The organism is uncultured Proteiniphilum sp. (genome assembly GCF_937873925.1).
Taxonomy (GTDB): domain Bacteria; phylum Bacteroidota; class Bacteroidia; order Bacteroidales; family Dysgonomonadaceae; genus Proteiniphilum.
In genome coordinates, this window is record NZ_CALNAT010000002.1 from 26,980 (window position 1) to 41,413 (window position 14,434).

At 45.6% G+C, this 14,434-nt stretch carries 14 protein-coding genes and 1 pseudogene; 11 read left to right on the forward strand and 4 right to left on the reverse strand.

All coding sequences use genetic code 11. The features are described 5' to 3' along the window. Positions 1-3: 3 nt before the first annotated feature. Positions 4-1,281 carry a phosphoribosylamine--glycine ligase gene (gene purD / locus Q0502_RS00150; RefSeq protein ID WP_298645732.1) on the reverse strand — a complete coding sequence of 426 codons (1,278 nt, stop codon included), beginning with the start codon at positions 1,279-1,281 and terminating at the stop codon, positions 4-6. A gap of 213 nt (positions 1,282-1,494) precedes the next feature. On the opposite strand from purD, the gene Q0502_RS00155 reads away from it, so the two are divergent. The 5 genes from Q0502_RS00155 to Q0502_RS00175 all read left to right on the forward strand — a co-directional run bounded on the left by Q0502_RS00155 (position 1,495) and on the right by Q0502_RS00175 (position 6,429). Beyond that, the gene (locus Q0502_RS00155; protein ID WP_298645735.1) at positions 1,495-2,445 is read left to right on the forward strand and encodes a nitronate monooxygenase; all 951 of its coding nucleotides are present in this window, start codon (positions 1,495-1,497) and stop codon (positions 2,443-2,445) included. Between the two features lie 56 nt (positions 2,446-2,501). Next, positions 2,502-3,326 carry an MBL fold metallo-hydrolase gene (locus Q0502_RS00160; RefSeq protein WP_298645738.1) on the forward strand — a complete coding sequence of 275 codons (825 nt, stop codon included), beginning with the start codon at positions 2,502-2,504 and terminating at the stop codon, positions 3,324-3,326. A gap of 7 nt (positions 3,327-3,333) precedes the next feature. Further along, positions 3,334-4,191, forward strand: a complete 858-nt coding sequence (locus tag Q0502_RS00165) for a glycosyl transferase (protein ID WP_298645740.1) — start codon at positions 3,334-3,336, stop codon at positions 4,189-4,191. 15 nt (positions 4,192-4,206) lie between these two features. After that, complete coding sequence (locus Q0502_RS00170; RefSeq protein WP_298645742.1) at positions 4,207-5,112, forward strand: glycosyltransferase; 906 nt, start codon at positions 4,207-4,209, stop codon at positions 5,110-5,112. A 504-nt stretch (positions 5,113-5,616) separates the two neighbouring features. Next, positions 5,617-6,429: a hypothetical protein gene (locus tag Q0502_RS00175; protein WP_298645745.1), complete on the forward strand. Its 813-nt coding sequence runs from the start codon at positions 5,617-5,619 to the stop codon at positions 6,427-6,429. 68 nt (positions 6,430-6,497) lie between these two features. On the opposite strand, the gene Q0502_RS00180 is transcribed toward Q0502_RS00175, so the two are convergent. Next, positions 6,498-7,214: a hypothetical protein gene (locus Q0502_RS00180; RefSeq protein WP_298645748.1), complete on the reverse strand. Its 717-nt coding sequence runs from the start codon at positions 7,212-7,214 to the stop codon at positions 6,498-6,500. A 64-nt stretch (positions 7,215-7,278) separates the two neighbouring features. Beyond that, positions 7,279-8,730, reverse strand: a complete 1,452-nt coding sequence (locus tag Q0502_RS00185; RefSeq protein WP_298645751.1) for a lipopolysaccharide biosynthesis protein — start codon at positions 8,728-8,730, stop codon at positions 7,279-7,281. A gap of 364 nt (positions 8,731-9,094) precedes the next feature. On the opposite strand from Q0502_RS00185, the gene Q0502_RS00190 reads away from it, so the two are divergent. The 6 genes and pseudogenes from Q0502_RS00190 to Q0502_RS00215 all read left to right on the forward strand — a co-directional run bounded on the left by Q0502_RS00190 (position 9,095) and on the right by Q0502_RS00215 (position 13,511). Continuing rightward, positions 9,095-9,643 carry an ORF6N domain-containing protein gene (locus tag Q0502_RS00190; protein ID WP_298645754.1) on the forward strand — a complete coding sequence of 183 codons (549 nt, stop codon included), beginning with the start codon at positions 9,095-9,097 and terminating at the stop codon, positions 9,641-9,643. Between the two features lie 51 nt (positions 9,644-9,694). Further along, positions 9,695-10,927: a glycosyltransferase family 4 protein gene (locus tag Q0502_RS00195; RefSeq protein ID WP_298645756.1), complete on the forward strand. Its 1,233-nt coding sequence runs from the start codon at positions 9,695-9,697 to the stop codon at positions 10,925-10,927. After that, positions 10,914-11,636, forward strand: a complete 723-nt coding sequence (locus Q0502_RS00200; RefSeq protein ID WP_298645759.1) for a methyltransferase domain-containing protein — start codon at positions 10,914-10,916, stop codon at positions 11,634-11,636. The genes Q0502_RS00195 and Q0502_RS00200 overlap by 14 nt, the downstream gene beginning before the upstream one ends. 4 nt (positions 11,637-11,640) lie before the next feature. Then, positions 11,641-12,366 (forward strand): annotated as a pseudogene (locus tag Q0502_RS00205) (glycosyltransferase family 2 protein); the annotation flags it as partial. 192 nt (positions 12,367-12,558) lie between these two features. Continuing rightward, a complete protein-coding gene (locus Q0502_RS00210; RefSeq protein WP_298645763.1) occupies positions 12,559-13,095 on the forward strand; it encodes an RNA methyltransferase in 537 nt (178 codons plus the stop codon). A gap of 89 nt (positions 13,096-13,184) precedes the next feature. After that, positions 13,185-13,511: a hypothetical protein gene (locus tag Q0502_RS00215; RefSeq protein WP_298645765.1), complete on the forward strand. Its 327-nt coding sequence runs from the start codon at positions 13,185-13,187 to the stop codon at positions 13,509-13,511. Between the two features lie 147 nt (positions 13,512-13,658). Here the strand turns inward: Q0502_RS00215 and Q0502_RS00220 are convergent, their stop codons facing one another. Next, entirely contained in the window at positions 13,659-14,414 is a 756-nt protein-coding gene (locus tag Q0502_RS00220; protein WP_298645768.1) for a UDP-2,3-diacylglucosamine diphosphatase, read from the reverse strand. Positions 14,415-14,434: the final 20 nt, after the last annotated feature.

Here is a 14,434-nt window from a genome sequence, read left to right on the forward strand (position 1 = left end):
TTGTTATTGTGTACGGAGATCGAAGCCTATATCTTTTCTGAAGTAACTGTTCTCAAACCTGATCTTATCAATATTCCTGTAGGATGTCTCCAATGCTTCGTCCATGCTTTTCCCGTACGAAGTGACGGAAAGCACACGCCCTCCCGATGTAACCGTTTCTCCACCGGCATTTACCGTGCCGGCGTGAAAAACGATACTGTCCTGCACATCATTGAGCCCGTCTATGGGTTTACCTTTTTCATATGCTCCGGGATATCCGCCGGAGACCATCATCACAGTTACGGCATACCGGTCGTCCGTCTCCAATATTTTTTCATCCAATGTTTCCGTGGCCACGGCGAGAAACAGTTCCAAAAGATCCGACCGGATCAGCGGCACCACGACTTCCGTCTCCGGATCACCCAAACGGACATTGTACTCAATCACTTTCGGTTCACCCTCCACATTGATCAGCCCAATAAAAATAAATCCTTTATAGTCTATCCGTTCCTTTTTCAACCCTTCAACAGTAGGTTCCACAATCCGGCTACGTACTTTCTCCATAAAGATGTCATCGGCGAAAGAGACGGGCGAAACAGCCCCCATCCCGCCGGTATTCAGGCCGGTATCACCCTCGCCGATCCGCTTGTAGTCTTTGGCTACCGGCAGGATCTTGTATGATCTCCCGTCTGTCAGTACAAATACCGAGCACTCGATACCCGACAGGAATTCCTCTATCACCACGCTGTTACTCGCAGCGCCGAATTTCCCGTTGAGCATCTCCCAAAGTGACTGCTTCGCTTCATTCAGGTCGTTTATGATCAACACCCCTTTCCCTGCCGCCAGCCCGTCCGCTTTCAGCACATAAGGCGAGGGGAGCGAATCGAGGAAAGCATTCCCTTCCATCACATTATCCAGGGTAACTGTCTTGAAACTTGCGGTAGGGATATTGTAGCCGGCCATAAATCGTTTGGCAAAATCCTTGCTTCCTTCCAGTTGCGCCCCCTTCCCCGACGGCCCGATGACGGCAATATGGCAAATATCTTCATCTTCATGGAAGTAATCATAGACACCCTCCACCAAAGGAACTTCAGGTCCAACGACGATCATATCAATATCATGGTCCAGCGAAAACCGTTTCATCGCTTCGAAATCCGTCACCTCGACGGGCACGTTCGTACCTAACAATGCCGTACCGGCATTACCGGGAGCGATATAAAGATTATTCAGGAGTCTGCTCTTTCGAATTTTCCAGGCCAGCGCATGTTCGCGCCCACCGGAACCAAGAAGAAGGACGTTCATAGTGCCAATGTCATTGAATCATTATTATACAGGATACAAAGCTACTAAAAAAAATGAAACAGCGATGTAACAGAATTTGAAATTTGAACGCAACCGTTTAGGGGAAATGAGAGCTGGTCCCGAAAGACAAATATTGATTTTGTTCTACGGCGATAGGGTAAAATCGTGGAGAGGTTGTTATCTTTGTAACTTCAAGCGACAAATATTTCAAACATGAATATAAACCGAATATCGGCCCTTTTTGGTATTCGCTATCCTATCATCCAGGCAGGAATGGTATGGTGCAGCGGCTGGAAGTTAGCGGCGGCAGTAAGCAATGCCGGGGGACTGGGACTGATTGGAGCGGGATCCATGCATCCCGACATATTGCGCGGGCATATCCAAAAATGCAAGGCGGCGACCGGGAAGCCTTTCGGGGTGAACATCCCGCTGATGTATCCCCAGATGGAAGAGATCATGCAGATTGTGCTCGAAGAAAAAGTACCGGTTGTCTTCACTTCGGCCGGTAATCCGAAAACATGGACAACAACACTCAAAGCGGAAGGAATAAAGGTTGCACATGTGGTGTCAAGCTCCAAATTTGCACTTAAAGCTGCAGAAGCAGGCGTCGACGCCATCGTCGCCGAAGGGTTCGAAGCCGGGGGGCACAACGGGCGTGAAGAAACCACCACCTTTACACTTATCCCGCAGGTGAGAGAGGCAGTCGATCTGCCGTTGATTGCCGCCGGGGGTATTGCCACCGGAGAGGCGATGGCTGCCGCGTTTGCGCTGGGCGCCGAAGGGGTGCAGGTGGGCACCCGGTTTGCCCTGACCGAAGAGAGCTCCGCCAGTGAGGCCTTTAAACAGCAGTGTATCTCTTTGAATGAGGGAGATACTGTATTATCGCTCAAGAAGGTAAGCCCTACGCGCATGATCAGAAACGAGTTCTACCGACAGGTACAGGAGATGGAAGACCGGGGCGCTACTCCTGATGAACTGCGCGAACTGCTGGGAAGGGGACGTTCCAAGAGGGGCATCTTCGAGGGTGACCTGTCGGAAGGAGAACTGGAGATCGGACAGATCGCTTCACATATAAAGGAGATCATCCCCGCCGGGCAGGTTATCGAAGAAATGATCGGGCAATACAACCAGGCTGTTAAGCAACTATCCGTGCAGACATTCTGATACGGGATCACTCCCCGTTTCATCTTTAAGTTATTTGCTTTATCTTTGTAGGCAATATGCAGTATGAACTTTTCCCATCGGAACGATTCTCTTTCTTCAGCCTCAGCAGCGGTAGTTGTGGCAACAGCTACTATCTGGGAAATTCTCATTACGGTATCCTGATCGATGCGGGCATCGGCCCGCGTGTCATTAAAAAGCGCCTTGCCCACTATGGAATTGAACTCTCATCGATTATGGCGCTCCTCGTCACCCACGACCACTTCGACCATATCAAATCGGTGGGTTACCTGGGAGAGAAACTGTCCATCCCGGTGTATGCCACCCGTGAGGTACACAGGGCAATCATGCACCATCCCCTTGTCCGCAACAACCTCAACGGTTCCACAAGATATATTGAAAAAGGAACGCCATTTCAGATCGAAGATTTCCGCATCACCGCCTTCAACGTGCCCCATGACAGTATCGACAATTCCGGCTACTTCATTCAGTTCGGCAATCACAGGTTCACACTGGCTACCGATGTGGGAGTCATTACCGACGAAGTCGCTTACTACATATGCAAAGCCAATCATCTGGTCATTGAAAGTAACTACGATGAGGAGATGCTGAATAACGGCCGCTACCCTTATCCGCTGAGACAACGTATTGCCTCCGGATGGGGGCATTTGAGCAACCGGCAGACAGCCGAGTTCTTAGCCAATAACTACTCGTCCGACCTCCGTAATATCTGGCTCTGCCACCTCAGCGGCGACAACAATCACCCGGAACTGGCCTATCAAACGGTAGAAAGCCGGTTGGCACAAAAGGGGATTAAAGTAGGACGAGATGTGGCATTGCATGTCCTGCTGCGAAACATTTTATCCCAGAAGACAGAATTTTAACAAACCTGTGAAGAGAAGTATGGCGATGAAATCATCCATTACCCTTATACCCTACGGCGGGCTGGCAAACCGTATGAAAGCCATGGAAGCCCTTATAGCTCTGATACAAGACACAAATGTACGTGCCACCGCAATCTGGTTTAAAGATAAAGGATTGAATTGTTCTTTCGAGCGATTGTTCCAACCTTTGGATATTCCTCAACTTACATTCCGTAATGCTATCCTTACAGATTACTTACTGAACCATCGTCCACGAAAAAACAACTTCTACATTCCATACCTCTTTGAAACAATACGTTTCAGCAGTTGCCTGCATGAAGATGAGGTCACACAAAGAACATACCAAAACTTTGATTTTCGCCAATGGGTGTTGTCCAATAGAAAAACCTATTTATCGGCATGCCTGCAATTCTATCCCGGGGATAAACAAAATAGTTTTTCATCTTTTATTCCTATTCCCGAGTTGCAGGAGAGAATCAATGAAAGAAGCAGAGATTTTACACCCCATACCATCGGCATCCATATCCGTCGCACCGATAATATTATTTCCATCGAAAAAAGCCCTACAGAATTATTCATCCTTCGAATGAAAGAAGAGGTCAAAATACATGACGATGTATCTTTCTATCTAGCTTCTGATTCACCGGAAGAAAAAAAGAAGCTGATAGCTATTTTCGGCAACCGCATTATTACAGATTACACCCCGGTTTCACGCTCTACCCCCGAAGGAGTACAAGATGCTTTGGTAGAATTATATACCCTGTCGCGGACGCAGAAAATAATAGGTTCATATTATAGCTCATACTCTGAAACGGCTGCTGATATTGGCAACATACCTCATGAGAAAATAAAAAGGAAAACATAACCAAAATGTTCATGTATGTCACCCGCTCCCATTTTACTCTTTACGTATAATCGACCGTCCCATACGCAGCAAACGTTGAACGCATTGCTGAACAATGCACTTTGCAGCGAAAGTGAATTATTCGTATTCTCCGACGGATACAAAAATGAGACAGATAAAAAGGGGGTCCAGGAAGTACGGAAAATCATTCATTCACTGGATGGGTTCAGAAAAGTCCATTTCATAGAGAATACCCATAACCTTGGATTGGCAGAAAATATCATCACGGGGGTCACCCGCGTGATCGGGGACTACGGAAAGGTTATTGTACTGGAAGACGACCTGGTGACATCCCCCTATTTTCTTACGTTCATGAATGAAGCTTTGGATATGTTTGAGACCGAAAACAGAATTGGACACATACATGGCTACTGCTACCCTCTGTCGGAATTGCCGGAAGCCTTTTTGATAAAATGGACGGGAAGCTGGGGCTGGGCTACCTGGAAAAGGGCTTGGCAAGAATTTAATCCCGATGGGAAAGCGTTACTGAATGAAATAAAAAGCCGCAAGCTATCCCGATCGTTTGATTTTAACGGTAAATATCCTTACACTCGGATGCTCCGGCACCAGGTGAAGGGACAAAATAATTCGTGGGCTATCCGCTGGAATGCTTCGCTATTCCTGAAGGATATGCTTTCGGTCAATGCCGGGAGATCGTTGGTAAAGAACATAGGCTTTGACGGCAGCGGAACGCATAGCAGCAGTCAGGACATTTACGCGACCAATTTATATACAAGGAAACTGTCAATCAATATTCCGGTAATAGAAGAAAACGAAGCTGCACGAAAATCAATTGAAAGATACCATGTAAAAACCAATTCGTTTTGGGCGAAGGTAAAACGAAGGATACAAAGGCATTTCCCCCGGCTACCTTATAATTGACTATACGGGGTTAATCCCTGTCCTGATTCAATCTATTAAAGAGTTGAAATCCGGGATTGTTAATTTGCGGAGTGGCCAATTGGCCAGCAATACTATCATTTCAAGGAATGACAACACCCGGCCGGAGGATAACAGCCAGTACCGACGTCTTATCATCAGGACAACTCCTGCCAGAAGAGAGGTGAAGATTAACCTTTGTGTTTCCGGAATATAAAATAAGTAGGAAAATAGAATATCCCGGAAAATGATATTTGAAATAATTATTTAAACATACACAGAGAAAAATAGATTTTATTTTATTTTTCCCCGTGTTTGCTATTACTTTTGTACATTATCGGGGAAATGGGGATCGGGATATGAACGGATATTATAGAAACTATTATGACACTAAATGCCTATCAATTATTAAACAAGTCTTTCAAAAAAGAACTTATCTATAAGGTCGGAATGAGCGCGGGTTTTTTCTCGGAATATAATTGCATGATTCTCTCGATGTTATATTGTTTGGAACATAAAATACAGTTTAAACTTTGCTCCGGAGCTACCAACTTCCATCCGGAAGGTTGGAACGGGTTCTTCCTCCCTTTTTGTGAACAGGTAGAAGATAACAGTAAACATTATAAGACTTCTAACTGGAGATACGCCCTTAAATTAATCATAAGAGACGGCAGATTTTCCAACTACAGAAGCCTGATACCATATCTGTCATGGACAAAAAAGAAACTCAAAACACAGGATGTCTTCGGACGCAGCAGATCCTCCCATAGGGCAAAAAAGAATTATCAAATACTGGGATTGGGAATTAATGGCAACATACAGGAAGCCTGTTCCAAATTGATCGAGATCACGTGGCGCTATAATGAAAAGACACAAAAAGGGATCGACGGGTTAAAGGCTTCCGTAAACATTTCGGGGGACTATATCGGATTTCATATCCGCGGAGGGGACAAATTCATAGAGCATAAGATAGAACCGGTAGAAGCCTACTTCGACAAAGTGAATGACCCGAATATCCGGACGGCTTTTGTACTTACGGATGATTATTCGGTCATTGAGAATATTCACCGGCTCTATCCCGGATGGGATATCAAAACCTTATGTCGGGAGGAAGAAAGGGGATATTTCTTCGAGAACTTTCTATCGCAACCGGAGGAACTGCAAGGACGACAATATCTGAGACTTTTTGCATCGATTGATATACTTTCCCAATCGCAACAGTTTATCGGGACATACAGTTCCAATCCAGGAATGTATTTAGGGATGCGTAACGCTAAAATATGTACCGGGGTTGATTATGATACATGGGTACTCCGGTAATAAAAATGACCGATAGGTTCAATATAACCAGTTTGCATGATAAAATTAACCCGGATGAAGTCGCCAGATCAGGAGAGGGACATCTTCCTGAAAAAACTGGTTTTACAGAATGCATGCTGAAAAAAGACCGGCCCCTGAAATTCGGTTTTTTCCCATATACCGGGGTTTTGAAGTTCAGAGAATCCTGCCAGGTAATATTTCCTATCCGTGTTATCCACGACTAAGTAACCGCCTTTCCTTACATGAGGGATAGCACGTTTTATACAGCAGTTACGTACCCGACCATCCACCACAACAATATCAAAATAATTATCGGGATATTGGTCAATGGCTTTTACATATTTCTCATAAGAAAGCCCGATAGAATTCCTGTCGTTGGAAACAAAATCGTCAGGATTCCGGTAATCTCTCTGTGCCCAACCGGAAATTCTCTCTCCCGGAACTTCTTTGTAATCCACATTCGTCACGGAAAACTCTTTCAATTTATTGGCTAAAAGTTTACTCCATTTTTGATCATGCTCAATACTTATTATACGACAGCATCGTCTCGCAAAAAAAAGGGTAGACCCGCCCGATCCCCACTCAAAGATTGTCATATCGGGTGTACAGATCGATGACAGGAAGTCGAGCGCATCGTATGTCATCCACGGTAATTCCCGTATCAGCGTGTTGTCCCCGGAACGCTTGTCTTTCAACCATCGGCGGAGTTGTTTAATATGCGACAACGTGGCATTTTGCATCGCAAATGTCAAGGCAAACCGGATATACAGTAAAATATCTTTCATACAATCTGTTTATTTTTTCTTTGTGACGTATAGAACCTTTTTAATATTTGTTTCCGTGTCCTTTTTATACTTTTGTCTTTTTTCTTGAAGCGAACCATTCATCAATTTCTTTCGTCATCTCCACTTTGAATAATTTGCATAATGTAATGTAGACTGAGGCAATCAGCACAGGATTTACGAGAATGAAAAGAATATCGTTTGTAATATGCCGGGTAAAGAAATAGGAAATAGCGGTACTGATCACAGCTCCCAAAAGATATGGGAATATATCTTTCATGAACTCGAAAAGGGAATACTGTATCACCTTCCCGGAAAAGATCATCGACAGTATCAACGTCACAATCATATACACAACCCAACTGACCGCCAACCCCATAATTCCCTTCGGAAAAAAAAGGACAATCAGCAGAATTAATACAATCCCTTTCACGACTTCAAGTCCCAGAAAAAAAGCAGATCGTTCTTTTGCGATAAATAGTTCGTTGAATATAACTGTAAAAGGCAAAAACATCCCGGCAAGTGTCAATACCTGGAAATAGGGTACCGAAGCCAGCCACTTCTCTTGAAAGAAGAGATAGAATGTGGGCTCGGCAATAAGTATCATCACAAGGGCTATCGGAAAAGAAAGGAATGCAATGGATTTTATCAGTTTACGTACTACACGTTTCAAACGTTCCGTTTGGTCGTTAATTTCCGACAGGATCAGCATGGCTACTGACCGGAAAGTATTGGAAAACGTAAGGAACGGGATTTCCTGGTATTTCTTTGCCTGATTGAAAAATGCCACATGGCTCATCGGATAGAACACTGCTATAAGACTTGGATAGATGTTGTTCACGGTAGTGGAGATCATCGAGGACAACATTAATTTATAGCTGAATCCGAAAAAAGATTTCAATCGGGGAAGGCTGACCTCCGCAACCGGCCTCCACGATGAAGAAAACCAGAAGAGAATAGTCCTGAAGAAAGCGAATAACACTATCTGCACTACCAATGCCCAAACACCGTATCCTGTGAGAGCCATCGCAATAGCAACAATATCGGCAATAAGCAAAGCGAGCATATTCATCTTCGTGATCTCTCTGAAATTTGCCCTTTTTATCAGGATTGTATAATGGATCGATCCGAATGCATTGAAAATCAACGCCAAAAATATCACCCTCGAAACAGGGACAAGTGCGGGAGCATTGAACAAAACGGCAATAAACGGGCTCAGAAAGAAAAGGATCAGATAAAGAAAAATACTCAATCCGGCATTAAAATAAAAAACGGAACTATAATCCGTAGCGGAAATTTCCTTCCGATTCAACAAAGCTCTGCCGAAACCGCTGTCGATAAGGATGGTGGAGAATGCCGTAAACACAGCCAGTGATCCGATCAACCCGTAAGCATCCGGAGCGACAATGTTCATCAGCACAAGCATACTCACGAAATTGAGGATCTGCTGCCCGAACTTATCAATAAAGCTCCAGAAAAGCGAATGGGTTGTTTTAGTCTTTAAAGCGGAATCAGCCATTTACAACATAGATTAATAAACGAAATAGTTCATTAAAATTAGGCGTTTTCTCGCTATGGCATAATACAAACAAGTTGATCTTCTGCTCATTTAGCTTAATGAAAACGTTCATTAAAATTAGACATTTTCTGCGCTCGGCAAAACAAATGAATTTGTTCTGCTCTTACTTAACGAAAATGTTCAATTACCTTAGACTATTTCAAATCATTCTGCAAAAATACGCAACTTTTTAACAAGGATAAAGATAGAAGCCAAGAATCATGTAGGAGATGAGATATTTTATGTTTAACTGCGTATATCTACACCTCATGTCTCTAAAATCGTTACTTTTGTATGTGTAATAAGTATCCGGAAATAAAAGAATATGGAACTCCAAGCAATCGAAAACAAAATCTTTACGATTCAGGGAAAACAAGTAATCCTTGACAGTGATGTAGCCGAATTGTATAATGTAGAGACAAAACGTATCAATGAAGCGGTAAAGAATAATCCCGATAAATTTCCCGAAGGATACATTATTACTTTGACGGATGATGAAATGCGTTCTTTAAGGTCGAAAATTTCGACCTTAGAAAATACCAGGCGCGGTAAACATACAAAATACAATGCAAAATGTTTTTCCGAGAAAGGTTTATATATGTTGGCAACCATCCTGAAATCACCAAAAGCAACCGAAACCACCATTGCGATCATTGAAACTTTTGCAAAAGTCAGAGAATTATCCCGTACGATCTCTCAATTATCGGAACAATCCGATAAAGAGCGACAAAAGTCTATGATGAAAAAAAGTGGAGAACTGATTTTTGACATATTAAGCGATGATTTCCAAACAGTAGGGACGGAAACTACAATTGAATTTAACTTTTCAGTACTGAAAGTCAAGCATACTGTTAAGAAGAAACCCAAAGAATAACTTATTATCCAAAATCGTTACTTTTGTAACCTTACGCTCGAATATCCGGAAATGAAAGTACTTTTCATCAGCACATACGATATACAGGGAGGGGCTGCCATAGCGGCCACCCGGTTGCTGCATGCGATGCGCAATGCGGGATGCGATGTGTCGATGGCAGTGCGAACCAAGCAGGGGGATGATGCGGCGGTATTCACCGCGGGAAATAAAAAGGCGAATGCGTTGCGGTTTTATTGGGAACGGGGCGTTATTTATTTGCATAACCGCCTGTCGAGAGAAAACCTGTTCGATGTATCGATCGCAAACACTGGCGTGGCGATTACGGAACTCCCCGAATTCAAAGAGGCCGATGTAATCCACCTGCACTGGATTAACCAGGGGATGCTCTCTGTAAAAGAGATCGGACGGATCCTCGCTTCCGGGAAAAAAGTAGTTTGGACAATGCACGATATGTGGCCATTTACCGGCATTTGCCATCATGCCGGCTCCTGTAGCGCTTACACCGCCGGCTGCGGCCATTGTCCCTATCTGGCCGTACCGGACGGCAACGATATATCTACCCGTGTTTTCCGGCGGAAACAGGAGGCATACCGCCGGGGAGAGATAACCTTTACGGCCTGTAGCAACTGGTTAAAAGAGCTGGCCGAAAAAAGCCCTCTCACCCGTGATCATCGCCTGTTCTCCATCCCTAACCCCATCGACACGGAGACCTACCGCCCGATGGATAAAAAGGAAATACGAAAAAAACTGAATCTCCCCCTTGACAGCAAGATCATCCTGTTCGCAGCGGTGAAAGCCTCCGATCCGCGCAAAGGGATGGACTACCTGGTGGAAGCCGGCAGGATGATGGCAAGCCCTTCGGACGATCTCCTCTTCCTGATCGCGGGTAGCGGGGGAAAGGATATAGAGGAACGACTTTCCCTGCCGGCAAGAAGTATGGGATATCTCCCTCCGCAACAGATGCCCGAACTCTATAATGCCGCCGACTTGTTTGTCACCCCCTCCCTGCAGGAGAATCTGCCCAACACCATCATGGAAGCAATGGCCTGCGGAACGCCCTGCGTGGGGTTTCGCACGGGAGGAATCCCGGAAATGATCAATCACCGGGAAAACGGATATGTGGCCGGATACAGGGATGCGGCCGATCTCTCGGAAGGGATGCTATGGATACTACGGGAAGAGGTTCACGCTACGCTCTCCATCAACGCCCGCAGGAAAGTGCTGGTGAAATACGCCCAGGAGAAAGTCGCACAACAATACATGGAACTATATGAAAGAGAATAACAATATCACCGATAAGAAGTACTGGGACAACTACTGGAGCAATTACCGGTACGACAGGGTTCCCCAAAAAGTGGTATTCGAGAAATTTATGCCCAAGCTGACCTGGGGACAGGACTTTATCGAGATCGGCGGTTTCCCGGGAGTGTTTGCCGCCTTCTTCTACCGGCGGGGCGTCAGTGATGTAACCATACTCGATTTCCATATCAACAAAGAGATTGTCCGGAAGTTTGAGAAGACCAACGGCTTGCCGGAAGGAAGCATCCGGTGTATCGAAAGCGATTTTTTTGCATTTTCTCCTGATAAGAGATATGACGTGGTCTTCTCCTCGGGTTTTATCGAGCATTTCGAAGATACACGGGATGTGATCAGGCGCCATGTGGACCTGCTTTCGGAAAAAGGGCAACTGTTGATACTCCTCCCCAATTTCCTGGGATTGAACGGAAAGCTCCAGCAGCGGTTCGACAGGGAAAACCTGGACGCTCACAACCTACAATCGATGGAGATATCCTACCTGAAAGAGATCATGCAGACATTCAATCTTCACGATGTATCGGTGGATTATCTCGGAAAGCCAATGCTTTGGCTCGAACCGAAACCGGAACACCGGAACAGGAGAAAGTGGGTGAAAATGCTGAGTTACGCCGTCAAATTATTCCCCGTGAAAGGAAAATTCCTGTCTCCCTTTATCGCTATATATGCGAGAAAATAAGAAAATGAAGAAGCTAACGGTCATAACGGTTACCTACAACGCGGAGAAAACACTGGAAGGAACATTGAAGAGCGTTCGCGAACAGACATATCCGGCGATCGAGCAGGTGGTGGTGGACGGACGGTCATCGGATGGGACGGTATCTTTGATCAAAGCGTACGCCGATGAAAAAACGAAATGGGTCAGCGAGGCCGACAAAGGGCTCTACGATGCCATGAACAAGGCTATCAGCATGGCTTCGGGCGATTACCTCTGCTTTTTGAATGCAGGTGATACCTTTTTCTCGCTGGATACGGTGGAGAAGATGATGCGCTCATTCGATGGGGAGAGGCCACCCGATATACTCTACGGGGAGACAGCCATCGTGGACGATGAAGGCTTTTTTCTCCATATGCGCCGCCTGAAAGCGCCCGACAGGCTCACATGGAAGAGTTTTAAACAAGGGATGGTGGTCTGTCACCAGGCTTTTATCGTAAAGCGGGAACTGGCTGAACCCTACAACCTCTCCTACCGCTTCTCATCCGATTTCGACTGGTGCATCCGTATGATGAAGAAAGCTGCATCTATTCACAATACCCACCTCATACTGGTCAATTACCTGAATGAAGGGATGACTACGACCAACCGGAAGGTTTCATTAAAGGAACGTTACCGTATCATGGCGAAGTACTACGGACATATTTCCACCTTTTTACATCATATCTGGTTTGTGATCCGGGCGGTTTTGGAAGGAAAAAAGTTATACACCGTAGAAGAAGCCTTTGACGGACTACGGAAAAAAGAAAAACAGCACTGCTCCAAAAAATGAAACAGTTTCAGGTTGTTGTTTCTGAGGAAGCTAAATCAGACATTGATAATTTATTCGATTTTATAGTAACTGAATATAAAAGTGAATTAACCTTCAACCATTTCGGAAATATAAATGAAACGACGAAAACTGAAATTAGAAGAACTGAACCGTATAACTGTTGAAGAGTTCCGTGAAGCAAAGAAAATACCGCTGGTAGTAGTGCTCGACAATGTGCGCAGCCGGCACAACATCGGCTCGGTATTCCGCACGGGCGACGCCTTTCGGGTGGAGGAGATACTTCTCTGCGGCATCACCGGCACACCGCCCGACGTTGAAATTCACAAGACTGCCCTCGGCGCCGAAAATTCGGTAAAATGGCGTTATTCCGAACAGACCCTTTTAGCCGTAGAAGCGCTGAAAGCGGAGGGGTACACCGTCTTTTCGATCGAGCAGGCAGAGAGCAGCGTCTTGTTGGAAGAGATGCAACTGGAGAAAGGAAAAAAATATGCCGTGATCTTCGGACACGAAGTGTATGGCGTAGCACAACAGGTGATAGACGCATCGGACGGATGCATTGAAATTCCACAGTATGGCACCAAGCACTCCCTCAACGTATCAGTGACGGCCGGCATAGTGATATGGGATTTTTTTCAACGGCTCAGGGATTAGGCGTCTTCAGTTGCAGGCTCTCCCCGTCGAATTCTGATACCCTCTTTTTCTGTGCACAATATTTTTATTACAATGCATAGAAACTTTCTTTGTCCTTAAATCGATTCGTCTCGGTCAACAACACAGACTATGTATTGACCGGCCGGACTATCCATGGCGGTGATTTGATATACCGGACCGTTGACAGGGACTCCATTTTCGGGACATTTACAAGTTCCGATGCGAGCAGGCTGTCGGACATCACGATGAATTATAATGACCGGGAATATAATTTCACCGTGGAGAAAACCAAAGACGGCATTCATTATTGCGTACTCAAACAAGACTTGACGGCCCTGTTTTATGATAAGTACCCGAATGTGAATGAGGTTTCCGTAAAAACGTCTGCAATAAAGGTCTGGACGTCTTACAACTAAAATGCGACTATTCCCCGCATTTGAATATAGCAGAAATCCTCAGGGGAGAGCTGAAGGAAGAACCGTTGGATCCTCCCGATTACCTGACTAAGGATGCCCTTGCTTATGCCCTCAACAGATGCATGGCCGGGATGGGGATTGTCGGTGTCAAAATAAACCGGCTGACCGGTACTGTTTCAATTGTACGTTTTCCCCGTCGAACTCTGCATAGGAAAAAAGAGTGAGCCAGTCGCCCAGCATGATCACGCGGCTCTGCTCCGCGACAGGCAGGTCGAGCAAAACATGGCGGTGCCCGAAGATAAAGTAGTTGACATCAGGCATCTCTTTGAGCTTATTTTTCGCGAAACGGATCAGGTATTCCCGCTCCTCTCCCAAATAGGGGGTGACGCCTCCACTCTCGCGGCTGCTGTTCGACCAGGCGTGCGCCAGCGGTATAGTCCAGCGCGGATGAACGGCCGAGAAACATTTCCGCAGAAATTTACTGTGAAACAGTTTCCGGAGAAAGTGAAACGAACGGGAATCATCCCCCAGGCCGTCGCCATGGGCAAGGAAGAACTTGCGGCCCCCTATCTCCGTGATAAACGGTTCTGAATGCAGGATCATTCCGCACTCAACAGATAGGTAGTCGGTCAGCCAAAGATCGTGATTCCCGGCGAAGAAATGGACTTCCACACCGGTATCGCCCACTTCAGCCAGTTTGCCCAGGAGACGTGTAAACCCTTTAGGTACGACATACCGGTATTCATACCAGTAGTCAAAAATATCTCCCATCAGAAAGATCGCAGCGGCATCATGCTTCACCTCATCGAGCCAGCGGCACAATTTACGTTCCGTTTCAATGGAGTCGGTATGCGATTTGGAGCCCAGATGGGCATCGGCAAGAAAATAGACTTTATTTTTCACGGTCAATTTATTCAACCATC

Coding starts and splice junctions, on each gene's coding strand:
- purD (WP_298645732.1), bottom strand. CDS start 1,281: ATGAACGTCCTTCTTCTTGGTTCCGGTGGGCGCGAACATGCGCTGGCC.
- Q0502_RS00155 (WP_298645735.1), top strand. CDS start 1,495: ATGAATATAAACCGAATATCGGCCCTTTTTGGTATTCGCTATCCTATC.
- Q0502_RS00160 (WP_298645738.1), top strand. CDS start 2,502: ATGCAGTATGAACTTTTCCCATCGGAACGATTCTCTTTCTTCAGCCTC.
- Q0502_RS00170 (WP_298645742.1), top strand. CDS start 4,207: ATGTCACCCGCTCCCATTTTACTCTTTACGTATAATCGACCGTCCCAT.
- Q0502_RS00180 (WP_298645748.1), bottom strand. CDS start 7,214: ATGAAAGATATTTTACTGTATATCCGGTTTGCCTTGACATTTGCGATG.
- Q0502_RS00185 (WP_298645751.1), bottom strand. CDS start 8,730: ATGGCTGATTCCGCTTTAAAGACTAAAACAACCCATTCGCTTTTCTGG.
- Q0502_RS00190 (WP_298645754.1), top strand. CDS start 9,095: ATGGAACTCCAAGCAATCGAAAACAAAATCTTTACGATTCAGGGAAAA.
- Q0502_RS00195 (WP_298645756.1), top strand. CDS start 9,695: ATGAAAGTACTTTTCATCAGCACATACGATATACAGGGAGGGGCTGCC.
- Q0502_RS00200 (WP_298645759.1), top strand. CDS start 10,914: ATGAAAGAGAATAACAATATCACCGATAAGAAGTACTGGGACAACTAC.
- Q0502_RS00210 (WP_298645763.1), top strand. CDS start 12,559: ATGAAACGACGAAAACTGAAATTAGAAGAACTGAACCGTATAACTGTT.